Source organism: Rufibacter sp. DG15C, assembly GCF_001577755.1.
Taxonomy (GTDB): domain Bacteria; phylum Bacteroidota; class Bacteroidia; order Cytophagales; family Hymenobacteraceae; genus Nibribacter.
The window spans coordinates 2514932-2538765 of record NZ_CP010776.1 but is presented as its reverse complement, the minus strand read 5'-3'; the positions used below and the strand labels follow the sequence as shown (position 1 = coordinate 2538765).

At 48.7% G+C, this 23834-nt stretch carries 17 protein-coding genes, 1 tRNA gene and 1 pseudogene; 17 read left to right on the top strand and 2 right to left on the bottom strand.

Annotated features, from left to right (window positions below; translation table 11 throughout):
- Nucleotides 1-37 precede the first annotated feature (37 nt).
- A complete protein-coding gene (locus TH61_RS10815; RefSeq protein ID WP_157600681.1) occupies nucleotides 38-292 on the top strand; it encodes a hypothetical protein in 255 nt (84 codons plus the stop codon).
- 73 nt (nucleotides 293-365) lie between these two features.
- Here the strand turns inward: TH61_RS10815 and TH61_RS10810 are convergent.
- Nucleotides 366-447, bottom strand: a tRNA-Leu gene (locus TH61_RS10810).
- Nucleotides 448-543: 96 nt separating this feature from the next.
- Nucleotides 544-1263, bottom strand: coding sequence for a phosphatase PAP2 family protein (locus tag TH61_RS10805; RefSeq protein ID WP_066509048.1), 720 nt, complete (start codon nucleotides 1261-1263; stop codon nucleotides 544-546).
- A 173-nt stretch (nucleotides 1264-1436) separates the two neighbouring features.
- Between TH61_RS10805 and TH61_RS10800 the strand changes: the two genes are divergently transcribed.
- The 16 genes and pseudogenes from TH61_RS10800 to TH61_RS10725 all read left to right on the top strand — a co-directional run bounded on the left by TH61_RS10800 (nucleotide 1437) and on the right by TH61_RS10725 (nucleotide 23833).
- Complete coding sequence (locus tag TH61_RS10800; RefSeq protein ID WP_066509046.1) at nucleotides 1437-1931, top strand: CinA family protein; 495 nt, start codon at nucleotides 1437-1439, stop codon at nucleotides 1929-1931.
- 87 nt (nucleotides 1932-2018) lie between these two features.
- Nucleotides 2019-2684: a methyltransferase domain-containing protein gene (locus TH61_RS10795; RefSeq protein WP_066509044.1), complete on the top strand. Its 666-nt coding sequence runs from the start codon at nucleotides 2019-2021 to the stop codon at nucleotides 2682-2684.
- A gap of 58 nt (nucleotides 2685-2742) precedes the next feature.
- The gene (locus TH61_RS10790) at nucleotides 2743-4587 is read left to right on the top strand and encodes a M61 family metallopeptidase (RefSeq protein WP_066509042.1); all 1845 of its coding nucleotides are present in this window, start codon (nucleotides 2743-2745) and stop codon (nucleotides 4585-4587) included.
- 115 nt (nucleotides 4588-4702) lie between these two features.
- A complete protein-coding gene (locus tag TH61_RS10785; RefSeq protein WP_066509041.1) occupies nucleotides 4703-5365 on the top strand; it encodes a hypothetical protein in 663 nt (220 codons plus the stop codon).
- Between the two features lie 196 nt (nucleotides 5366-5561).
- On the top strand, nucleotides 5562-7034 hold the full coding sequence (locus TH61_RS10780) for a sodium:solute symporter (protein WP_066509040.1): 1473 nt from the start codon (nucleotides 5562-5564) through the stop codon (nucleotides 7032-7034).
- A gap of 158 nt (nucleotides 7035-7192) precedes the next feature.
- A complete protein-coding gene (locus tag TH61_RS10775) occupies nucleotides 7193-8665 on the top strand; it encodes a sodium:solute symporter (protein ID WP_066509037.1) in 1473 nt (490 codons plus the stop codon).
- Between the two features lie 137 nt (nucleotides 8666-8802).
- Complete coding sequence (locus TH61_RS10770; RefSeq protein ID WP_066512791.1) at nucleotides 8803-10623, top strand: ABC transporter ATP-binding protein; 1821 nt, start codon at nucleotides 8803-8805, stop codon at nucleotides 10621-10623.
- Between the two features lie 588 nt (nucleotides 10624-11211).
- Nucleotides 11212-14487 carry a SusC/RagA family TonB-linked outer membrane protein gene (locus TH61_RS10765; RefSeq protein WP_071887832.1) on the top strand — a complete coding sequence of 1092 codons (3276 nt, stop codon included), beginning with the start codon at nucleotides 11212-11214 and terminating at the stop codon, nucleotides 14485-14487.
- Between the two features lie 11 nt (nucleotides 14488-14498).
- Entirely contained in the window at nucleotides 14499-16025 is a 1527-nt protein-coding gene (locus tag TH61_RS10760) for a SusD/RagB family nutrient-binding outer membrane lipoprotein (protein WP_066509034.1), read from the top strand.
- Nucleotides 16026-16566: 541 nt separating this feature from the next.
- Nucleotides 16567-17109: pseudogene (locus tag TH61_RS10755) on the top strand (GNAT family N-acetyltransferase); the annotation flags it as partial.
- Between the two features lie 120 nt (nucleotides 17110-17229).
- Entirely contained in the window at nucleotides 17230-18426 is a 1197-nt protein-coding gene (argG, locus tag TH61_RS10750; RefSeq protein WP_066512789.1) for an argininosuccinate synthase, read from the top strand.
- Entirely contained in the window at nucleotides 18413-19405 is a 993-nt protein-coding gene (gene argC / locus TH61_RS10745) for an N-acetyl-gamma-glutamyl-phosphate reductase (RefSeq protein WP_066509033.1), read from the top strand. The genes argG and argC overlap by 14 nt, the downstream gene beginning before the upstream one ends.
- Before the next feature lie 80 nt (nucleotides 19406-19485).
- Entirely contained in the window at nucleotides 19486-20622 is a 1137-nt protein-coding gene (locus TH61_RS10740; protein WP_066509032.1) for an aspartate aminotransferase family protein, read from the top strand.
- A 79-nt stretch (nucleotides 20623-20701) separates the two neighbouring features.
- A complete protein-coding gene (locus tag TH61_RS10735) occupies nucleotides 20702-21655 on the top strand; it encodes an acetylornithine carbamoyltransferase (RefSeq protein ID WP_066509031.1) in 954 nt (317 codons plus the stop codon).
- 197 nt (nucleotides 21656-21852) lie between these two features.
- A complete protein-coding gene (argB, locus tag TH61_RS10730) occupies nucleotides 21853-22650 on the top strand; it encodes an acetylglutamate kinase (protein ID WP_066509029.1) in 798 nt (265 codons plus the stop codon).
- 118 nt (nucleotides 22651-22768) lie between these two features.
- Nucleotides 22769-23833, top strand: a complete 1065-nt coding sequence (locus tag TH61_RS10725; RefSeq protein WP_066509028.1) for a M20 family metallo-hydrolase — start codon at nucleotides 22769-22771, stop codon at nucleotides 23831-23833.
- Nucleotide 23834 lies beyond the last annotated feature (1 nt).

Here is a 23834-nt window from a genome sequence, read left to right as displayed (position 1 = left end):
CAACATCCAGTAAGAATGGGCAGTGCGTATGTATGGCATGATACCCCTTGTTCACTTTCTATGCTCAGATTTGGCCGGTCGTGCAGATTTTCTCTTGACGCACGGTAGGTTTCTGATGCTTAGAACAGAACAGGAACAAACGGTGCGGCTTTACTGGACCAGGCATTTTTTAGTGGAGGTATATTCCTCCAAAACATACCATAAAACGGAGAAAATCACAGCGGTTACAGATACTTCTGCTTTAGAAGGCTACGTGGCCCATGTCAATGTGAATCAGCTGCTTCCGCATTAGAATATAGGCCGCAAAAAACTGAAATTCCTTATAACAAAAAAGCCGACCTCTTAAGAGATCGGCTTTTTTGTTGTGCGCTGGGGGAGACTCGAACTCCCACACCCGAAGGCGCTGCCACCTGAAGACAGTGCGTCTACCAATTTCGCCACCAGCGCAAGAAATGCCCCACCGTTTGCAGCAGGGAGCACAAAGGTAACAGTTTCTAAAAACCTACAAAGCGTGATGCAGGACTATTTTAAAAGAATTTTAGCTTAGGCTACGGGCAGTTCGCCGTCTATGACCACCGGGTTGAGGTTGCGCTTGGAGTATTTTTCCATGAGGCGCAACAACCGCACCGCCAGAATCACCCAGCCCAGACCAGCGGCCAATCCTGCCAGCACATCAGTAGCGTAGTGCACGTGCAGATACACCCGGCTAAAGCCAATGAACATAATCAAGGCACTCAACAGGGTGATCAAGCCCCAGCGCAACAGGTCGTTCTCAACGTTTTTATAGACCAGGTAAATCAACAGGCCATAAAAGGAGGCACTAATCATGGCATGCCCGCTGGGAAAGCTCAACCCATAAGACTGCACCAAATGCGGAATCAAAGGCCGGGGCCGGTTGAACAGGTATTTCAGCATGAGGTTCAAGGAAATGCTGCCCACGGCAATCACCGGCACTTTCAAGGAATACCACTTGTGCTTTTTCACGAACAAGAAATACGCAATAAGCATGAGCGCCGCGCCTGTGATAAAATTCCTGGACGCCAGAAACGTGACACCTTTGATAAGCTCCGTGAGAAAGACGCTGTTGATGCTATCTGCCCAGGCAAAGGCGCGCCTGTCAAACCCCAGTTCATTGCCCGGCAGAACTTCCTTGGCCAACCAGAAGAATACCACCAGGCACAAAAGAAATACTATATAAATGACTACCAGCTCCAGTGTGAACAAAGCTGAGGAGGCCAGAAATTTTCTTATTCTTTTTGTCATAGCAGTTGTAAGGCTCTGGCTTCCGTTTTTGGGCTAGTTTCCAGAAAACAGGCTAAAAACGGAAGCAATTCCTAAAGTACGTGTATCTGGGCCGTACGTTGGACTTATTCTAAGCACAGACAACCCACACAGGCTAAAAAGAGTATGTTTTGGCAACCCAACATGCCTTGCCCATGAAACCGAAGGACCTGACGCCCCTGGTATTGAAACTGAAAGACCGCAACCTTACGCTGGCCTTCGCGGAGAGCTGTACCGCGGGCAGTCTGGCCGCCGAAATCACCAAAGCCACCGGCACCAACGGCGTCTTTCTGGGCAGCATGGTCACCTATGACGAAGCCGTCAAGCAGAAAGTGCTCAAGGTCAAAAAAAAGACCCTGGACCTCTACACCGCCGAAAGCCAGCAGGTCACCAATGAGATGGTCTTGGGTGTGCACAGTTTGCTCAAAGCCGATGTCTGTGTAGCCGTCACAGGACTATTTGGTGGCGGCGCCTCTGAGACCGTGGAGAAACCCGTGGGCACTGTCTTTGTGTCCATTCTTTTTCAGAAGAAAGTAGAAGAGTACCGCGAGGTGTTCAAAGGATCACCTGAGAAAATGAGGGATCAAACGGTGGCGTTCATCTTCCAGAAGCTGTCAGATACGCTGGAACGGCATTTTCTGCATGACTAACCACAAGGTTTTATAAGTCTGCTTATCTGCCTTTCGTTTTTGGCTTACTTTTGAGAAAAGAGCTCAAAACGGATTCCTGTACAGCTTATGCCCAAACAAACCCCTTCCTCCAACTTTGACCTGATTGCGCCCGTGTATGACCCACTGGCGAAGTTGGTCTACGGCCGGGCTCAGCAACAAGCACAATCGCGTTTTTTATCTTCCATCCCAGAAGGTGCCAACGTGCTCATAGTTGGTGGTGGCACCGGCTGGATTTTGACGGAGCTGTTGCGCGTGACCCAACCCAGGCAGGTATTGTTTCTGGAAGCCTCAGAGAAGATGCTGCAGCAAGCGCAGGCCAGGCTTCAACAGATGTCTGTGTCTAACGAGAGTGAGGTAATCTTCAGGCTTGGCACTGAGGTTGACCTTTTGCCAGAGGAGAGGTTCCACGTGGTAATGACGCCTTTTGTGCTGGATTTATTCTCTTTGGAGGAGGCCAGAAGCATGATGCAAAAACTAGCCGCCCATCTACTATCCAACGGGCTCTGGCTGCACACAGACTTCCATGCAAGCAAAGACGTGCTGCACAGGCTTTGGCAAACACCTATGCTTTGGACCATGTACCGCTTCTTTAGATTGGTAAGTCATATCTCCGGACAGAAACTGCCTCCGTTTGACAGGCTTTTTCAGGAACTGGGTCTGCAGCTAGAAAGCGAGGCTTTTTATTACGGTGACTTCATTGGCGGCCAGAAATACCGGAAACCGAACGCCTAAAAAGAGTATGGCGCGCTATATCAATCCTGTGTAACTTGAGGCACTAATCTACGCTTCTATGAAAAAGAGCATCTGTGCCGCGGTAGCGGTCGCCATATGGGGTTTCTCCTCGCCTGCCTTAGCCCAGCAGCAAGTCAACTACACCGTTTCCTTTGAGAACGCCGTGCACCATGAGGCGCAAATCCAAGCGGTTTTCCAGGGCGTGAAGACGCCGGTGCTGGAAGTGCGCATGAGCCGTTCCTCGCCGGGACGCTATGCGCTGCATGAGTTTGCCAAGAACGTGTACAGCGTGCAAGCCTTTGACAGCCAGGGAAAGCCCTTAGCCATCTCCAGACCCAACCTACACCAATGGAACGTATCTGGCCATGACGGAACGGTCAGGATTACCTACACCCTCTTCGCTGATAGGCCCGATGGTACGTACGCAGGCGTAGACGCCCATCATGCTAAGTTGAACGCTCCTGCCACCTTTCTTTATGCCAACGGCTTTGAGCAGGCCCCGGCAAGAGTTGAGTTTAAAACCGGTGATAAAACCCAGTGGACCGCCGCCACGCAGCTAAAACCCGAACCCAACAACAAACTGGTATTTACGGCGCCCAACTTCCAGTACCTCATGGACAGCCCCACCGAGCTGGCCAACTTGCAATGGCGCGAGTGGAACGTAGAGGACAAAGGCCGCACGCAGCAAATCAGGATTGCCATGCACCACCAAGGCACCGAGCAGGAACTGGAAGACTACACCACCAAAGCCAAGCGTTTGGTAACGCAGGCCCAGGCGGTGTATGGGGAGCTTCCTTCGTTTGACTTTGGCACTTATACCTTTTTAGCCTGCTACATGCCCGGCACACCCGGTGATGGCATGGAGCACCGCAATTCTACCAGCATCACCAGTTCAAGGCCCTTACGCACCGGCATGAGTGGCAACCTGGGTACCCTGGCGCATGAATTCTTCCATGCCTGGAATGTGGAGCGCATCAGGCCTAAGAGCTTGGAGCCGTTCAATTTTGCAGACGCCAACATGAGCGGGGAACTTTGGCTAGCCGAAGGCTTTACTAGTTACTACACAGACCTGCTCATGCACCGCGCCGGCATCATCAACCCCGACGAATACCTGCAAGCTGCCGCAGATGAGGTGGGCTATGTGCTGTACGCGCCGGGCAAGAACTATTTCTCACCAGTAGAGATGAGCATGCAGGCCCCGTTTGTGGATGCCTCCAGGTCGGTGGACCCCGTGAATAGACATAACACCTATATCTCGTATTACACCTTCGGGAGCGCGGTGGGTTTTGGCTTGGATTTGACCTTGCGCACCAGGTTTCAGGGCGTGTCTTTAGATGATTACATGCGTCTGTTGTGGCAGCGCCATGGTAAGCCAGAGAAGCCCTACACGTTGCCAGACTTAGAGCAAGCTTTAGCAGATCTGACCAAAGACCCAGCTTTCGCCAAGGATTTCTTCCAGCGTCATGTGTACGGCAAAGAATTGATGCCGTATGAGTCGTTGGCCAAGAACATGGGCGTGGTGTTGCGCCTTGCGCGTCCGGGTAAAGCCGAACTGGCGATGGAAGCTTTGCAGTTCGCCAATGACCAAGCCACGCTCATGAGCGGCACACACATTGGCAGCCCGCTCTACAAAGCCGGCCTGGAACGTGAGGACATTTTACTGGCCATCAACGGCAAAAAACTGAAAGACCAGAAAACCCTTAATGAGGTTTTAGCCAAATACAAGCCCGGTCAGACCGTGCAACTAGACATAGAACAGAAAGGCGTGAAAAAACAGGTAGCTGTGACCTTGATGCAGGATCCTAAGATTGAAATGGTGCTTTTGGAGAAAACCGGACAGACCCTCACGCCAGAGGTGAAAGCCCGCCGCGAGGCCTGGCTAGGCAGCAAGACGGTTCAGTAAGACGTTCATTTTTGGTCTCATTTCTAGAAAACAGGCCAAAAACGATGTTCAAGATTAAACAATTTTGCGGGCTATTTTCGTTAGATTTGTAGAAACCCCTGTGGGTGTCAAGACTATGACTAAAAAATTCTCTTTCTATACTACCTTACTCACTGTCTTCCTATTGAGTGGGAATTTGGTGCAGGCGCAAGACATCACCCACCTACCGGAAGTAACAGGCCAACCAACGGTAGCCGTTGCCAAAGCAGATTCCGTGCAATTACCAGCTAGGGCTAAAATGCCGAAGGTGAGCTACAGTCTGTCTGCCGGTGCGGCGTTCAGCAGTTTTGGGTCTGCCTCTTACCTTGAGCCCAGAGTGCAATACCACGTAACGCCCAGGTTCAGCGTCTTCAGCAGTGTGATGATGATTCAGGCTTGGGGCGGGGCAACGTTTGGTTCTACCAGCCGTGAGGGCGGTGCTGCTACTTCTTTCATGAACTCGCCGGCCTCGCGCCAGTACTTAGTGCACGTAGGCGGTTCTTATGCCATGACCGAGAAGCTGATGCTTTCTGGAAGCGTTTGGAAGAGCATTGGGCCTACTTCGCCGGCGCGCTACATGGCCAACCCTTTTATGTATGGCGGCTATCCAGAGCAGGGCTTCAACTTCCAGGCGAAATACCAGTTGGCGCCTAACGTGACCATTTCTGGTGGCGTTCGGTACGGCACTGGCCAATCCGGCTACTTCGGTGGCCCAAGCAGCTTTTACAACAACGGCTCTGCCTTCGGGAATCCTTTCTAAGTAATACAGATCTCTTCTTTTGGCACCTATGCCCTTTGACAAAACTCCTCTAAGTAGAGACTTAGAGGAGTTTTTTGCTTTACAGGCAACTGGCGTAAGAGCAACGAACTGTAAACACGGTATCATTTTTTGGTTATATTTGCCTTTATGCCCTGCTTCATTTTAGGCAGATCCACGCTCCAACATTGACTATCATATGTCGTCAACGCTCATTTTAGGCATTATTTCGGCCTATTTCTGTATACTTATCTTGATTTCCTTTTTGACCAGTAAAAAGGGAGAATCTACAGACAGCTTCTTTTTAGCCAACCGGCAGTCGCCGTGGTACGTGGTGGCCTTCGGGATGATTGGCACCTCCTTGTCTGGGGTGACGTTCATTTCCATACCGGGTATGGTGGAGAAGGCGCAGTTCTCTTACCTGCAACTCATCTTTGGCAACATGCTGGGCTATTTTGTGGTGGCCTTGGTGTTGATGCCCCTGTATTACCGTCTCAACCTGGTTTCTATCTATACTTATCTTGAAGAACGATTTGGCTTCTGGTCTTATAAAACCGGTGCGGCGTTTTTCCTGCTCTCTCGTACATTAGGCGCTTCTATTAGAATGTACCTGGTGGCCGGCGTCTTGCAGTTGGCGGTGTTTGATGATTTGGGCGTTCCGTTCGAGGTATCCGTAGCCATCACCATTGCCTTGATTTGGGTGTACACGTTTAGGGGCGGTATGAAGACCATCATCTGGACAGACACTTTCCAGACGCTGGCCATGCTCATCTGCGTGGGCATTAGTATCTCCATGATTTCTTCTGAGCTAAACCTGACGTTCTCCAGCATGGTAGACACCGTTAGCAACAGCAAGTACTCACAAGTGTTTTTCTGGGACGTGAAGGACCCGCGTTATTTCTTCAAGCAGTTCTTCTCTGGCGCTTTCATTTCTATTGTAATGGTGGGTCTGGACCAGGACATGATGCAGAAGAACCTGAGCTGCAAGAACCTGAAGGAGGCACAGAAAAACATGTTCACGTTTACGGTCATCATCATGATTGTGAACATTCTGTTCCTGAGCCTGGGCGCGCTGTTGTATCTGTATGCGGGTGCCAAAGGCATTGGTCTACCAGAAAAAGGCGATAACGTGTTCCCGTTCCTGGCGCTTAACTACTTCTCTTCGTTTGCGGCCATCGCGTTCATTCTGGGCATCACGGCCATTACGTATGCCTCGGCAGACTCTGCCTTGACGGCCTTGACCACCTCTTTCTGCGTAGACTTCCTTGATTTCAAGAACCGCCCTGAGACGCAGCGCATCCGGATGAAGAACTGGGTACACTTGGGCTTCTCGCTTTTGATGGGCCTCATCATCATTGCCTTTAAGTATTTGAACAGCGAGAGTGTAGTGCAGGCCGTGTTCAAGGTGGCAGGCTATACCTACGGTCCATTGCTGGGCTTATACGCCTTTGGGGTCTTCACCCGACTGGCGGTGCGTGATAGAATTGTGCCGATTATCTGTGTATTGGCGCCCATCTTGACGTACATCATCAGTTCAAACTCAGTGGAATGGCTTTGGGGATATGAGTTTGGGTTTGAGGTGTTGATCCTGAATGGCATTCTCACTTTCTTAGGCTTGCTCTCTGTTTCTTACAAGAAGACCGAATTTATTGATACGCTGGCTGAGGCCTAGCCGAACCTATTTTACCGCCTTCGTTTTTGGGCTGTTTTCCAGAAAACAGCCCAAAAACGAAGGCGGTTTTCATTTAAGCTGAGCCTCCTTCTGCCCTACTTTTGCGGGCCATTCGCCACGTGGCCGGATGCCCAGCTTTTTCATTCCTTTCTAATTGCATGTCACCATTACTCATCCTTGGGATAATAATTGCTTACTTCTGCCTCTTACTGGGTGTTTCTTTCTTGACCAGTAAGAAAGGTGAGTCTACCAATAGTTTTTTTCTGGCCAATAGACAGTCGCCGTGGTACGTGGTGGCGTTTGGGATGATTGGCACTACCCTGTCTGGAATCACCTTTGTGTCTATACCGGGCATGGTCCAGAAGGCACAGTTTACCTATTTGCAAGTGGTGTTTGGGTACGTGCTGGGCTACCTGGTGATTGCCACCGTGCTGTTGCCACTGTATTATAGGTTGCAGTCGGTTTCTATCTACACGTATCTGGAGCAGCGGCTGGGGAAATGGTCCTACCGGTCGGGTTCGGCGTTTTTCTTACTTTCCAGGACTTTGAGCGCTTCGTTGCGCTTGTACTTGGTGGCAGGCGTGCTGCAGTTGGCCGTATTTGATCCCTTGGGAGTTCCGTTTGGCGTTTCGGTGTGTTTGACCATCGGATTTATCTGGCTGTACACGTTTAGGGGCGGCATGAAAACCATCATCTGGACCGATACGCTGCAAACTACGGCCATGCTGGTGTGCCTAGGCATTAGTATTTACCTGATTTCCCAAGACTTAGACCTTTCGTTTACCGGTGTTTTCTCTACCATTGCAGACAGCCCTTATTCTAAAGTATTTGAGTGGGAAGTGAATTCGCCTAGCTACTTCTTGAAACAGGTAGTATCTGGTGCCTTTATTACCATTGTCATGACCGGCCTAGACCAAGACATGATGCAGAAGAACCTCAGTTGCAGAACCTTGGGCGAATCTCAGAAAAACATGGGTTGGTTTACGGTCATTCTAGTGATGGTCAACCTGCTCTTTCTGGGATTGGGCGCCTTGTTGTACCTGTATGCTAACACCAAAGGAATTGCCCTACCTGACAAAGGGGATGATGTGTTCCCGTTCCTGGCCTTACATCATTTCTCTGCCTTGGCGGCCATCGCGTTCATTCTGGGCATCACGGCCATTACGTATGCCTCCGCAGATTCTGCCTTGACCGCCTTGACCACCGCCTTTTGCGTGGATTTCTTATCCTTTAAAAGCCGACCTGAGCCGCAGCGCATTAAAATCAAGAACTGGGTGCATCTGGGCTTTTCTGTGGTGTTGATAATGTTCATCCTGCTTTTCAGGGCCTCACAGAATGAGAGCCTCATTCTTTTACTGTTCAAGATTACCGGTTACACGTATGGGCCGCTGTTAGGGCTTTTTGCCTTTGGTTTGCTTACTCACCGCACGGTGAAGGACCGGTGGGTACCGCTTATTTGCGTTTTGGCTCCTATCTTAACCTATGTGTTGGCGGCAAACTCTAAAGAGTGGTTGGGTGGATATGAGTTTGGCTTTGAAGTTTTGCTGTTAAACGGGATGCTGGCTTTTGTTGGGTTGTGGTTAGTCTCAGCCTCTGAATCAAGAAATCAACCTATACCCCTGAATAAGTAGTTTGTGGCAAATCAATAGGATTCTCTACCTTTGCGAGTTGCTGTGTCTGGATGGACGGCCCGTTTTTGGGCTATTTTCCGGAAATCAGGCCGAAAACGCCTCCAGCAGCCACCAATTCTTTTACTCTTAAGTATTACATGGCAAAACGCGGATTTGGGCCAGGCACGGCTTCAGGACCTGAGACAGAGGGCAAGGCAAAACTGAACAAAGAGAATCTTCGTCGGGGCTTGAGCATCTTCCGGTTCGTGCTTCCTTACAAGCGCAATTTCATCATTGGCCTTATCTTCCTGCTTTTCTCCAGTTTGACGTTCATGGCGTTTCCGGCCGTGACCGGCATTCTCTTGGATGCCGCAGTGGGCAATGCCAACTTCTTTACCCAAGACTTAGACACCATCGCGCTGGTTTTATTTGGCGTAATTCTCTTGCAGGGGATTTTCTCGTTTTTCAGAGTGTACTTCTTTGCGCAGGTTAGTGAGAACTCCATCGCAGACATTAGAAGAAGCCTGTACTCCAAGTTCATGGGGCTGCCCATCACGTTCTATGAGCAGCGCCGCGTAGGCGAAATCACCAGCCGCATCACCTCAGACGTGAGTTATATCCAAGACGGCTTTTCCATCACGCTGGCAGAATTGTTCAGGCAGGTAACCACCTTATTGGTAGGCATTGGCTTTATCATGTACATCTCTGTGAAGCTGTCCTTTTTCATGCTGGCCACCTTCCCATTGCTTATCATTCTGGCCATGGTCTTTGGCAAAAAGCTGAAGAAGCTTTCCAGGAAAACGCAGGATGAGCTGGCTTCTACCAATGTGATTGTAGAAGAGACCTTGCAAGCCATTCAAGTGGTGAAGGCCTTTACCAACGAGTTGTTTGAAATTAGAAGATACGGTAACGCTCTCAGCAAATCTGTGAAGACGGCCATCAGCACATCTTTCTACCGGGGGGCCTTTATCTCCTTTATTATTGTGGGCTTGTTTGGCGGCATCATTTTGGTGATCTGGTACGGCGCCACCTTGGTGCAGCGCGGTGAACTAACCATAGGTCAATTGACCTCCTTTATCCTGTACACTACGTTTATTGGCGCTTCGGTGGCGGGGCTGGGAGATTTGTACGCCAAAGTGCAGGTTTCTATTGGAGCCTCTGAACGAATTCTGGAAATCCTGGAGCAGGAAACAGAGCAGCCAGAACTAGAAATGACTACGCCTCCCCAATTGCGACTGGATGGACACGTTTCTTACAACCATGTGGGCTTCTCCTACCCTACCCGGCCAGACTTGGCAGTGTTACAGAACATTGATTTTGAAATTGCGGCTGGTGAGAAGATTGCCTTGGTTGGACCAAGCGGTGCCGGTAAATCTACCATTGTGCAATTGCTCATGAAGTTTTATGCGGTTGACCAAGGCACTATTTCTTTGGACGGCAGAAACATTGCCTCATTGCCTTTACATGAACTGCGCCATAACATTGGCATCGTGCCGCAAGAAATACTTTTATTTGGGGGTACCATCCGGGAGAATATTGCTTACGGCCGGCCAGACGCTACTGAGGAAGAAATTTGGGAAGCCGCTCAAAAAGCGAATGCCCTTCAATTCATCCAGTCATTCCCAGAGGCTTTTGATACCGTAGTGGGTGAGCGCGGCATTAAATTATCTGGTGGTCAGCGCCAACGCGTGGCCATTGCCAGAGCTATTTTAAAGAATCCGGCTATTTTAATTCTAGATGAAGCTACGAGCTCTCTTGATTCTGAATCTGAGAAATTAGTGCAAGAGGCTATGGATGAATTAATGAAGAACAGAACCACCATAATTATCGCGCACAGGTTAGCTACCATCAGGAAAGTAGACAAGATTTTGGTGATTGATAAGGGCCAGATTGCAGAACAAGGCACTCATGACCAGCTTTCCTCAGACCCTAACGGCATGTATGCCAATCTGCTACGTCTTCAGTTTGACCACAGGTAGATAAACAAGCTATAGTTAATGCCTTAATTAAACATAATATATTATGTTTAATTAAGGCATTTTTATTTACAATTAATTACAAACTATTTACCTAGTAATTCGTTTAATAAAACATTGATTTTACAAAAACAATTAGCGAATTTATTCTTAAATGTTAAAACAATTTTAGAATAAATATTATGTAAAATACAAAATCATAAACTGTACCCGCTTTACTTCGCCCTTCCCTCCCACTACTTACCTTTCCTAATCCGAGGTTGTTCATTAGATAGAACTAAGATTGTATTATACCTAACCAATCCGATTTTACCCTCAAGCAAGCAAAGAGCCGTTTTACCCCTATAATACAAATTTTGTATATTTCTGGATCTGTTGTCAGACTTTCTAAAGTTTAGCGTAGTTACAATTCAATTTTCTTTTTAATTAAAGGCTTAATTAAAATACCAGGCAAATCACATCTCATTTCAGAATATTCGCCACAAACAACCACGCTCCGCCAAAGGATTTACCAGAAAATTTTTGTTTTAGGTGAATTCTTCTTATCATTAACCATTCATTTATTTACACAAACCATTAAACCAAACCAACATGAAAAAAATCTTACTCTTAAGTCTTTTCTTGTTGTCTGTGCTTCTTAACGAAGCAATGGCACAAAATAGGACTATCACAGGAAGGGTGACAGATGCTGGCAACAACGAAGGGTTGCCAGGTGTTACCGTTTTGGTGAAGGGCACGTCTAATGGCGCCTCCACTGATGCGAATGGTAACTTCCAGTTATCTATTCCAGCAGGCAACGCCACTTTGGTATTCAATTACATTGGATATGTTGCTCAGGAACGCGCAGTAGGTAACTCTACTACTATCAACGTTGCTTTGGCTACTGACACCAAGGTTTTACAAGAAGTAGTGGTAACAGCTCTTGGCATTGAGAGAGAAGCTAGAACTGTTACTTATGCTACACAAGAAGTAAAAGCAGAAGACCTTAACATTACTCAGAACAACAACATCAAAGATGCTCTTGCTGGTAAAGTTGCAGGTGTTCAGATAAATGGACAAGCAGGTTCTAAACTTGGACAATTTGGCAAAATCCGTATTAGAGGTGCTATCTCATTAACTTCTGACTTGGATCCTCTTTACGTTGTGGATGGTGTGCCTGTGGCAGACCCAAATGATGTAGACATGGAGAACGTTGAGTCTGTTAACGTTCTAAAAGGGCCAAACGCAACGTCCCTTTATGGTCAAAGAGCTGAGGCAGGTGTGGTTGTAATCACTACTAAAAAAGGCACTGGCGGATTGTCAGTTGAATATGTTGGTTCAGCTACATGGGACAGAGTTGCTTATCTTCCTAAATACCAAAACCAATATGGTGGTGGTTATGAAGGTGATGCTTCATTTGGAACTTTTGATTTTGAAGCTGATGCTTATCCAGAAGAGTGGAAAGTATTTGACGGCAAACGCTATTTGTTGTTTGACAACAACTATGCAGATGAAAGCTGGGGTCCTAAATTTGATGGCCAAGAGTACGTTCCATGGTATGCATGGTGGCCAGGAACTGCTGAGAATCCTAACCCATATTACGGTAAAACCGCAAGATATGAGGCTCAGCCAGACAACATCAAAAACTTCTATGATGTTGCCTTGTCAAAAAAGAATACTATCTCTTTTGGAGGTAGCACAGACAAATTCAATGCTCGTGTAGCCTACACTAACCTAGATCAGCAAGGTATTACTCCTTCAACTGACTTACAGAAACACTTCCTTTCTACTGCATTTGGGTATGAAGTAACACCTAAGTTGAGAGTAGATGCCAATTTACGTTATACTACTTCTAGAATCAGAGGTGACCAAGCGGATGATTACAGTAACCAAACTTCTGGATCATTCAACTCTTGGTTTAACAGAAACGTTGAAATTGAGAAACTAAGAGAGTTGAAAGATTTAAAAACTCTTAATGGTTATTCTGCTTCTTGGAACTGGTGGGGACCTGACTATTATACGTTGGGTGGATTTTATGAGAAACCAGCTTTCTGGTTTAACCCTTACACCTACCTTGATGCGCATCAGCAAATCAGAAACAATAACAACCTGACTGGTAGCTTGTCAACTGCTTATAGCCTAACTGACCATTGGAAAGTTACTGCCACTGCGGCAAGAACAGCTACAAACTACCGTTTTGAAGAGTATTTCCCGTTCTCTTTGGCTAACTCTGCAGCACCAGATGCTTATAACCCGTGGATTAACGGCTTTGGTAGAACAGAGATTACAAGCACAGAAAACAACTTCAGCTCTGATTTGAGATATGAAAACAATTTTGGAGATTTTGAGCTAACTGCATTTGTTGGTGGTAACATCAGAAGAGAAGACTACTCTAGCTTCTCCTCTCGCATGAACGTAAACGCTAACACTGGTGGCTTGATCATTCCAGATTTGTATACCTTCGGTAACGCAGGTATTGTACCGGTAGCTCAGACAAACATCAGCAAGAAGCAGGTGAATAGCGTCTACGGTAACGCCAACTTTGGTTTCAGAGACATGGCTTATTTGGACTTTAGCTACAGAAGAGACTATAGCTCAGCCTTACCTTCAAACAAAAATGGATACGGTTACCCTGGTGTAGGAGCAAGCTTTATTTTCACAGAGCTTGATGTAATGAAAGGAATCAATGCCTTGTCATTTGGTAAATTAAGAGCAGGTTGGGCACAAGTTGGTAATGACTTACCAGCTCAAAGAATCAACCCTGCTTACGGAACTGGACCTCAACCATTTGGTGGAACAGATCTATTGGTTTACAGCCGTACTTTGTTAGTTGATCCAAACCTTGTACCAGCCATCAACTCTTCATTTGAAGCAGGTATTGACCTTAAGTTTATCAACAATAGAATTGGTTTCAGTTTGACGTATTACAATGAGAAAAGAGATGATGAAATCATCCCTGTAAGTATCTCTCAAACGACAGGTTATAGCCAATTCTTAACTAACGCAGGTTCTTCTTCTAGAAAAGGTATTGAACTTGCTTTAGATGGTGACATCATCAGAACAGAAAGCGGTTTTAACTGGAACCTACTTGTTAACTATGCTAGAAACAGAACTACAGTAGATGCACTTCCAGATGGTCTTCAGGCAATCTCTGCTCCTGGTGGAAGCGATGACTGGAACTATGTAACTGTTGTACACGAGTTAGGCAACAACTGGGGTCAATTAAGAGGTAGAGGTTATGCTACTGATGATGCTGGAAACAGAATCGTTCAGGAGAATGGCCTTTATGAAGTTGAGGATAACAAATATTTCGGAACTGTACTTCCAGACTTTACTGGTGGTTTCTTAAACAGAATCAGCTACAAAGGTTTGTCACTTACTGCAGCAATTGACTTCCAGAAAGGTGGTAAATTCTTCTCTCTAACTGAACAATGGGGTGGTTATTCTGGCTTGACAGAAGAAACTGCTGCTATGAACGATAGAGGTAAAAACGTACGTGATGATGTTGCTGAAGGTGGTGGAGTACACGTTGTAGGTGTGAAAGCTGATGGAACTAAAGTTGACACGTATGTAGATGCAATGACTTATTTCATGCAGTTCCAAGCAAATACGTTAGCTGAGCCATTTATCCATGATGCTAGCTACCTTAAACTAAGAGATGTTAATTTATCATATGACTTCTCTGGTTTCTTGAAAGAGGGAATCCTGAAGAACAAATTTGTTAAAGGAGCAACTATTGGATTAGTAGGTAGAAACCTATGGTTGATCTCTGTTGCTGATGATAACAAAAACCGTTGGGATCCATCTGAGTTGTCCAACACCTTTGGTGAGAACTCTCAATTACCAGGAACCAGAAGCTACGGTGTAAATGTTAGATTAACGTTCTAAATTCAACAAAAATGAAAAAAATTGTATATGTACTTCTAAGTTTAGCTCTAGCGCAAAGTGTTGTTTCTTGCGATACGGTAGACTTTGGAGATATGAATGAAAACCCTAATGGTCCTCAGGAGGTTTATCCTGCAGGTTTGTTATCGGGTGCTATGCAGACTTTTGCTACTCAGACAGGCAGAGAAGGTTTCTTAAACCCAACTTTGTACGTGCAATATCAATCACAGATCACCTACACGGATGAGATGTTGTATGCAGAGTCTCCTGCTTCTTGGGCTAACTACTATACCCGTATTCTTCCAAACTTGAATACTGTTATAGAATTTAACATGAACGAGGCAAATCACTCTCCTGCATTGTTGAATCAAGGTGATCCTGCAAACCAAGCTGGTATAGCTATGATTTTTAGAGCTATTGTTCTAAAAAGATTAACTGATACTTGGGGTGATGTTCCATATTCAGAAGCATTCAAAGGGTTAGAAAACCTAACTCCTGCTTATGATTCACAGGAGAAAATCTACCAAGCTATCATTAAGGATCTTACCACTGGTAGAGATATGCTTAATTCAGGTAGAGCTCCTATTGGTGACTTGTATTACAATGGTAATGTTACTAACTGGAGAAAACTAGCAAACTCTGTATTGCTTCAAGTTGCAATGCAGCTTTCTGGAGTTGACTCAAAAACTTCTATTGATGCAGTTGCTGTATTCAATGAAGCCTTGACCAATCCAGGTGGAGTAATTGATGAAGTAAGCGAAGAGGCTTGGTTCAAATACGAAAGTGTTGCCGCGTACCAAAATCCTTTTGCTCCAAACAGAAGAGCTGACTATGGTTTATCAGGTGAGTTTGTTGACGCTTTCCAAGGAGATGCAGGCTTAAACCCAACTTCTAACAGAACCGTTGATGATAGACTTAAGGTATTTGCTACAAGTGCTACCATTGAAGGTATTCCATATGGATATGCTAATGAGACTGGTGCTGGCAGATCTAAAGTAAATGCCAACTACGTTTGGAATGCAACTGCTTCACTTCCATTGATGACTGCTTCTTATACCTACCTTAACAGAGCTGAAGCTGCACAACGCGGCTGGACAAATGAGGTAGCAGCAACAATGCTTCGTAAAGGAATAGAACTTTCTTTTGAATCTTGGGAAACTAAATCAATTGATAAGGCTAGAACTTTAACAGCTGCAGAAGTTACTAAGATCAGTAACATCAGTGAGGCAGGTCCTGCTTATGCTACTGCAAGACTTGCTGACGCACTTACTGTCCCTGGTGGAATGCTTCAAGTAATTGCCGAAGAAAAATGGAAAGCTTTATTTCCAAATGCATTTGATGCATGGGCTGAGTGGAGAAGAACAGGTTATCCAAACCTTCAACCTGCTACTGATGCTTTAAACGATGGCAAGATTGTAACTAGATACATTTATCCAACTAACGAATCTACTCTAAACAGAGATGGTTTAGCTGGAGGTATCAAAGGTCTTACTCCTGCTACCAACACTAATACATCAAGAGTTTGGTGGGATGTAAACTAGTCCATCAAAATTCTTTTTAGTTTTCAAAGAGCCAGGCAATGCTTGGCTCTTTGCTTTTAACCCCTATCCTAATTTTACAATCAAGGTTAAACTCCAGAATTGTACTCCTTCCACATTTAGTAAAACCTAACTCACATAATGTGGACTAACACTGGAAAAATGAACTAAGATTTTGCAATTCTCATTTTTTATCTGAAAACTTTACGCAACAGAGCATTCTGCTCTTTAGCTTCAATTACCTAAATGAAAAAAAAGTCTATTTTATCAGTTGTGCCCGCAACGGTAAAACACTCCTCAACAGGGGGTGCGCTTTTTTCTGTTCTTTCCAGAGCAGTTTTTATATCTGCCTTTACTCCTACCCGATCCAGGCGCTAGGCCACCGGATGGCCCAGGTTACTAAGCGTAACCATACCGGATGCCCCTTTATGCCCGTCTAAAACTGCGGCTGCAAGGATTTCTCTTATTCTTCTATTTATCAATTTTAATACCATTGCGTATGAACGCTTCGGCTATACAGTCGTTGCCTATTGCCCCTGTCTTCATGGAAGTACAACCTGATTTTACAGTGGTGGTAGCCTCACAAGAGCACACCCCCTTCGCCCAGCAAATCTGTGATGAGATGGAAGCCTCTGCCAAAGCGCGGGGCACTGGCATTGCCAAACGCTCACCGCTATATGTAGCTCAGAAAATGACCGAAGGTAAGGCCGTCATCGCGTTTGACGCACAAGGCGCCTGGGCTGGGTTCTGCTACATTGAAACCTGGGGCCACGGCGAGTATGTGGCCAACTCCGGGTTGATCGTGTCGCCGCACCTGCGCAAAAGCGGTTTGGCCAAGCGCATCAAGGAAAAGGTGTTTGAGCTTTCCCGCACCAAATACCCGCATGCCAAAATCTTCGGGCTCACCACAGCGCTGGCGGTGATGAAAATCAACTCAGATCTGGGCTACCGTCCCGTGACCTATTCTGAGCTCACCAACGACGAGGAGTTCTGGAAAGGCTGCCGCAGCTGCGTGAACTTTGATATTCTCACGGCCAAAGACCGCAGCAACTGCCTCTGCACGGCCATGCTCTTCGTTCCGGCCAAAGACAATGAGTGATTGAGTGGTTGAATGAATGGGAGAATAAAGATTCCCATTCATTTAACCACTCAATCACTCAATAAAAACTCCCTCAATCATTCAATTTCTCAATCACTCATTACCAACATGAAAAAAGTAGTTCTCGCGTTCAGTGGCGGCTTAGACACATCGTTTTGTGTGAAGTACCTGCTGGAACAAGGTTATGAAATCTATTCGGCCATTGTGAACACCGGCGGCTTCTCTGAGGAGGAACTGGCGGAAATCGCCCGAAGGGCCGAGAATCTGGGCGTGGCCCACCACGTAACCTTAGACGAAACCGACAACTACTACCAGACCTGCCTGAAGTACCTGATCTTCGGGAATGTGCTGAAAAACAACACCTACCCCCTATCAGTGAGCGCCGAGCGGATCTCCCAGGCGGTGGCCATCGCCAAGTATGCACAGGAAGTGGGCGCTGAGGCCGTGGCCCACGGTAGCACCGGTGCCGGCAATGACCAGGTACGGTTTGACATGGTATTCAACATCCTCATCCCCAACGTGGAGATCATCACCCCCATCCGCGACTTGAAACTGTCCCGTGAGGAGGAGATCGCCTACCTGAAAGAGCGTGGCGTGGAGATGGATTTCCAGAAGGCGCAGTACTCCATCAACAAAGGCATTTGGGGAACATCCGTAGGTGGAAAGGAAACCTTGACCTCTCATCAGGCGCTGCCAGAATCGGCTTACCCTACTCAGCTTTCTAAAGAAACGCCGGAGCGCATTACCTTGCATTTCAAAAACGGGGAGCCGGTTGGCTTGAACGAGGAAATGTTTGACAACCCAGTGCACGTGATCCAGAAGCTGCAGGAGATCGCCGGTGCTTTCGCCATCGGCCGCGACATTCACGTGGGCGATACCATTATTGGCATCAAAGGGCGCGTAGGGTTTGAGGCGGCGGCCCCGATGATCATCATCAAAGCGCACCACGCTCTTGAGAAACACACGCTCACCAAATGGCAGCTGTACTGGAAAGACAGCCTGGCTACCTGGTACGGCAACTGGATGCACGAAGGCCAGTTCCTGGATCCCACCATGCGCAACATTGAGACGTTCATGGCAGACACACAGAAAACCGTGACGGGCAAAGTGCACGTGCTGCTGGCGCCTTACCGCTTCCAGGTGGAAGGCATTGAGTCAGACCATGATTTGATGTCGTCAAAATTCGGATCGTACGGTGAGATGAATAACGCTTGGTCTGGCGAGGACGTGAAAGGCTTCTCCAAAATCTTCGGGAACCAGACCATGATGTACCGGTTAATCAATGGCGAAGATGGCGCAAAGTAATCTCATTAAAGTAGGTATTGTGGGAGGCGCGGGCTACACAGGCGGTGAACTCCTGCGCCTGCTGGTGCACCACCCGAACGTAACCATCAGTTTTGTGCATAGCCAAAGCCAGGCCGGCAAACCGGTGGTAGACACCCATACTGATTTACTGGGCGACACGGAGTTGGTCTTCACCAACAAGCTGGGCACCGATGTAGACGTGCTCTTCCTCTGCGTGGGCCACGGCGATGCCCGGAAGTTTCTGGAGGCCAATCCACTCCCGGACGAGGTGAAAATTATCGATCTGAGCCAGGATTTCAGGTTAACGCAAAAATCCACTTTAGGCAACCGCCAGTTTGTATACGGTCTGCCGGAACTGAACCGCGAGGGGATTAAAACCGCGGCCAACGTTGCCAACCCGGGCTGCTTCGCGACGGCGATTCAGTTGGCCTTACTGCCGCTGGCGGAGAACAGTTCGCTACCTGCAGAAGTGCACGTGAGCGGCATCACAGGTTCCACGGGCGCTGGCCAGAAACTAGCCGATACTTCACACTTCAGCTGGCGCAACAACAACATCTCCAGCTACAAAGTGTTCGGGCACCAGCATTTGCTGGAGATTACCGAAAGCTTGCAATCGCTGCAAAATGGAGTGGACACAGCCATAAGGTTCGTGCCTTACCGCGGTAACTTCAGCCGGGGCATTCTGTGCACCACCTACCTGACTTCAGATTTAAGTCTGGAGGAAGCCCAAGCCCTGTACCGGCAGTTCTACGAAGGCCACCCGTACACCATCGTCACTGACAAAAACCCTGACCTGAAACAGGTGGTAAACACCAACAAGTGCCTATTATACATAGAAAAGCACGATGATCAACTGGTCATCACCAGCCTGATTGACAACCTCCTGAAGGGTGCCTCAGGCCAAGCCGTGCAGAACATGAACCTGCTGTTCGGGCTGGACGAAAGGGCCGGTCTGCAGTTGAAGGCCATCGGGTTCTAACACCTCCGTTTTTGGCCTGTTTTCTGAAAAGCAGGCCAAAAAACGGAAAAGTCATTTGTCTTGCATTTTACGTCTATAACATGAATCTTTTTGACGTTTACCCCCTATTTGATATAACGCCCGTGAAGGCCCTCGGCTCCAAGCTCTGGGACGAAAACGGCATTGAATACCTGGACCTGTACGGCGGTCACGCGGTGATTTCCATCGGGCACAGCCATCCGCATTACGTGCAGCGGTTAACTGAGCAGCTGAACAACATCGGCTTCTATTCCAACTCCGTGAAAATTCCACAGCAGCAGGAACTGGCGGACAAGCTGGGCCAACTGAGCGGCTACCCGGACTACCAGTTCTTCATGATCAACTCCGGCGCTGAGGCCAACGAGAACGCCTTGAAACTGGCATCCTTCCACACGGGCCGCAAGAAAGTGATCTCGTTCAGCAAATCCTTCCACGGCAGGACCTCGGCGGTGGTGGCCGCCACGGATGACCGCAGCCTGATTGCGCCGGTAAACGAGACGGACAACATTCTGTTCCTGCCGTTCAATGACTCTGCCGCGGTGGAAGAAGCCTTGGCGAAGAACGAGGTGGCGGCCATCATCGTGGAAGGCATCCAGGGCGTGGGCGGCGTGAACATCCCCACCATGCAATTTTTGCAGGATTTGGAGAAGCTGGCCAAGAAACACGGCGCGCTGTTGATCCTGGACGAGATTCAGTCGGGGTACGGGCGCTCTGGGAAGTTCTTCGCGCACCAGCACGCCGGCATCAAGCCTGATCTGATCACCATCGCCAAAGGCATGGGCAACGGTTTCCCGGTGGGGGGCGTATTGATTTCACCGGAGATTTCGGCCAAACACGGCATGCTGGGCACCACCTTCGGGGGGAATTATCTGGCCTGTGCCGCCGCTCTGGCGGTGCTGGAAGTGATGGAGCAGGAAAACCTGGTGGAGAACGCAGCCAAGATGGGCGATTACCTGATGGAGAAAGCAAAGGCACTACCGGGCGTGCGCGAGGTACGTGGCCAGGGCCTGATGGTGGGCATCGAACTGGAGCAACCCTGCGCCCCGCTCCGAAAAGCCCTGCTGGACGAGTACCGCATTTTCACCGGCTCCGCGTCCAACAAGAACACCATCCGGGTGCTACCAGCCCTCAATGTGACCCAGGTGGAGCTATACAGATTCCTGGAAGCGTTTGCTGAGTTAGTATCCCGCGGCGCATAGCAGCACGTATTAAGATTATATTTTTTTGTCTAACCTGGTGTCGTGCTATTTGCCGCGCGATACTTGATATCCCATAAAAATGAAGCAATTCACCTCCGTTCACGATGTAGAAGATTTAGAGTCCCTGGTGCGCGAAGCCCTGGTGTTAAAGCAGCATCCGTACGCATATGAGAGCTTGGGCAAGCACAAAACCCTGGGCCTTATTTTCCTGAACCCCAGTTTGCGGACCCGCCTGAGCACGCAGAAAGCCGCGCAGAGCCTGGGCATGAACGTGATGGTGATGAACATGGGCCAGGAAGGCTGGGCGCTGGAAACCCAGGACGGCGCCATCATGAACGGTACCACCGTGGAGCACATCAAAGACGCCGCCGCCGTGATGGGCCAGTACTGCGATGTGCTGGGCCTTCGGTCGTTTCCTAAGCTGCAGAGCGTAGAAGAAGACTACTCCGAGGAGATTCTGACCAAATTCATCCAGTACGCCAACGTGCCGTTTGTAAGCTTGGAATCTGCCACGCGCCACCCGCTGCAGAGTTTGGCAGACTTAGTGACCATTATGGAACATACCCCTGAAGACCGCCGGCCGAAGGTGGTCTTGACCTGGGGGCCACACGTGAAAGCCTTGCCGCAGGCCGTACCAAACTCGTTTGCCGAGTGGATGAACGCTGCCGACGTGGACTTCGTCATCACCCACCCCAAGGGTTACGAACTGGACCCGCAGTTCACCAACGGCGCCACCATCACCTACAACCAGCAAGAGGCCCTGGAAGGCGCGGATTTCATCTACGTAAAGAATTGGTCTACTTACCAGCCTTACGGGCAGGTGCTCACCCAAGACGCCAGCTGGATGCTTACCAACCAGCACCTGGCCAACACCAACAACGCCAAAGTCATGCACTGCCTGCCCGTGCGCCGCAACGTGGAACTGAGCGATGAGATTCTGGACGGCCCTAACTCTCTGGTGGTCCAAACCGCCGCCAACCGAGAATTTGCGGCGCAAGTGGTATTAAAACGGTTACTGCAAGGCATTGTCTAAAGGCTAAACGCGAAGAATCGTTTTGGTCCATTTTCTGGAAAACAGGCCAAAAACGCTCCCAAGGTGAATAGTCACCGCCTGCTAACTAGCTCATAAGGTCCTTTCAGGTTGGCATAGGAGAATTGAGAAAGCCTAAAAATCTGCGCTGCAAGTAAATTGTGCCACCAAATAATCTAGAATTTAACGCCCAATAGCTAGTGCCTCAAAAAATAAGCGTCATCAAAATAGGCGGTAACGTCCTGGACAACGCCGACAACCTGGAGCGGTTTCTGACCGATTTTTCCTTGGTGCCGGGGTTGAAGGTGCTGGTGCACGGCGGGGGCACCATCGCCTCGGAGATTGGCAAGAAAATGGGCATAGAGCCGATGATGATCAACGGCCGCCGTGTCACGGATGCCAACACCCTGCACTTGGTGACCATGGTCTATGGCGGTCTGCTTAACAAGAATTTGGTGGCGCAACTACAGGCAAGAAAATGCAATGCCCTAGGATTGACCGGCGCCGATGCCAACGTCATTCCCGCCCACAAGCGCCCCGTGAAAGACGTCAATTACGGATTCGTGGGCGATGTGGAGAGCCCGGACCAGGTGAACGTGGCGTTTCTGGCGTCGCTGGCCCAACAGGGTATTGTGCCGGTGTTTGCTGCCCTCACCCATGACGGCGAAGGCAGCCTGCTCAACACCAACGCCGACACCATCGCCTCTACCCTAGCCGTGGCCTTGAGCCGCCAGTTTGAGGTGAATTTGGTGTACTGCTTCGAGAAGAAAGGTGTGCTCTTGAATGTAGAAGATGAAACCAGCGTCATCCACCACCTCCAGCCTGAGTCCTACGCTACCCTAAAAGAAAAAGGCGCCATCTTCGCCGGCATGCTGCCCAAGCTGGACAACGCGTTTGCGGCGCTTCAGCAAGGGGTAAACGCTGTGATCATCGGGGACTCAGCGGACATTTTGGGCATCGCCGCCGGCGAGAAGGCGGGCACTAAGATTACATTATAAAAGGCGGCTTCCGTTTTCAGGCTACTTTCCAGAAAACAGGCCAAAAACGGCATTTCACTTAACTAATAAGCGGCGGCTTCTCCCAGTAAATGGAGATTAGAAAAACCACTTCGTTAATATGACCAACACCTTATACCAAGACGCTTTAACCCTGCTGCACCAGTTGATTTCTATCCAATCGTTCAGCCGCGAGGAGGCAGGAACGGCGGAGGCGATTGCGAAGTTTCTGCAGGCGCGGGGAGTACAAACTCACCGCCAGGAGCACAACGTCTGGGCGTTCAATAAGCATTACAACCCTGCCCTGCCTACGGTGCTCCTCAACTCGCATCATGATACCGTAAAGCCCCACCCCAGTTGGACCTTTGACCCGTTCACGCCCACCGTTAAGGACGGCAAACTCTATGGCCTAGGCAGTAATGACGCAGGCGGCTGTCTGGTGTCGTTGATCGCCACGTTCGTACACTTTTATGAGCGGCAGGATTTAACCTATAACCTAGTGCTGGCGGCTACCGCCGAAGAGGAAATCTCCGGGAAAAACGGCATTGAACTGGTGTACCCAGAATTGGGCGAAATAGCATTTGCCATCATAGGCGAACCCACCCAGATGCATCTGGCCGTGGCCGAGAAAGGCCTTATGGTACTGGACTGTGTGGCCCATGGCCAGGGCGGACACGCCGCGCGCGAGGAAGGCATCAACGCCATCTATGAGGCACTGCCCGATATTGAATGGTTCCGCACATTCCGCTTCCCGAAGGAAAGCAGCTTTCTAGGGCCAGTAAAAATGAGCGTGACCGTAATTCAGGCGGGTTCGCAGCACAACGTAGTGCCGGACCAATGTAAATTCACTGTAGACGTGCGCATGACGGATGCTTACGGGCCCGAGGAATTGTTGAGTATCATAAGAGAGCACGTAAAAAGTGAGGTGACGCCGCGGTCTACCCGGTTAAAGCCATCAAGTATTGACCGGGAACACCCCATTGTGCAGTCTGGGATAAAGTTAGGCAGGAATCTGTACGGCTCCCCTACCACCTCTGACCAGGCGCTGTTGGATATCCCGTCGGTGAAGGTGGGTCCCGGCGACTCGGCACGGTCGCATACCGCCGATGAATTTATTTATCTTTCCGAACTGGAAGAGGGCATTGCCCTGTACATACAATTATTGACACCCGTTATTACCGCTTAGC

What these genes read in the sequence shown, in the direction of transcription:
- TH61_RS10795 (WP_066509044.1), top strand. Translation starts at nt 2,019, where the DNA reads ATGCCCAAACAAACCCCTTCCTCCAACTTTGACCTGATTGCGCCCGTG.
- TH61_RS10735 (WP_066509031.1), top strand. Translation starts at nt 20,702, where the DNA reads ATGAAGCAATTCACCTCCGTTCACGATGTAGAAGATTTAGAGTCCCTG.
- TH61_RS10780 (WP_066509040.1), top strand. Translation starts at nt 5,562, where the DNA reads ATGTCGTCAACGCTCATTTTAGGCATTATTTCGGCCTATTTCTGTATA.
- TH61_RS10785 (WP_066509041.1), top strand. Translation starts at nt 4,703, where the DNA reads ATGACTAAAAAATTCTCTTTCTATACTACCTTACTCACTGTCTTCCTA.
- TH61_RS10775 (WP_066509037.1), top strand. Translation starts at nt 7,193, where the DNA reads ATGTCACCATTACTCATCCTTGGGATAATAATTGCTTACTTCTGCCTC.
- TH61_RS10740 (WP_066509032.1), top strand. Translation starts at nt 19,486, where the DNA reads ATGAATCTTTTTGACGTTTACCCCCTATTTGATATAACGCCCGTGAAG.
- TH61_RS10765 (WP_071887832.1), top strand. Translation starts at nt 11,212, where the DNA reads ATGAAAAAAATCTTACTCTTAAGTCTTTTCTTGTTGTCTGTGCTTCTT.
- argG (WP_066512789.1), top strand. Translation starts at nt 17,230, where the DNA reads ATGAAAAAAGTAGTTCTCGCGTTCAGTGGCGGCTTAGACACATCGTTT.
- TH61_RS10800 (WP_066509046.1), top strand. Translation starts at nt 1,437, where the DNA reads ATGAAACCGAAGGACCTGACGCCCCTGGTATTGAAACTGAAAGACCGC.
- TH61_RS10725 (WP_066509028.1), top strand. Translation starts at nt 22,769, where the DNA reads ATGACCAACACCTTATACCAAGACGCTTTAACCCTGCTGCACCAGTTG.
- TH61_RS10760 (WP_066509034.1), top strand. Translation starts at nt 14,499, where the DNA reads ATGAAAAAAATTGTATATGTACTTCTAAGTTTAGCTCTAGCGCAAAGT.
- TH61_RS10790 (WP_066509042.1), top strand. Translation starts at nt 2,743, where the DNA reads ATGAAAAAGAGCATCTGTGCCGCGGTAGCGGTCGCCATATGGGGTTTC.
- TH61_RS10770 (WP_066512791.1), top strand. Translation starts at nt 8,803, where the DNA reads ATGGCAAAACGCGGATTTGGGCCAGGCACGGCTTCAGGACCTGAGACA.
- TH61_RS10815 (WP_157600681.1), top strand. Translation starts at nt 38, where the DNA reads ATGATACCCCTTGTTCACTTTCTATGCTCAGATTTGGCCGGTCGTGCA.
- argC (WP_066509033.1), top strand. Translation starts at nt 18,413, where the DNA reads ATGGCGCAAAGTAATCTCATTAAAGTAGGTATTGTGGGAGGCGCGGGC.
- TH61_RS10805 (WP_066509048.1), bottom strand. Translation starts at nt 1,263, where the DNA reads ATGACAAAAAGAATAAGAAAATTTCTGGCCTCCTCAGCTTTGTTCACA.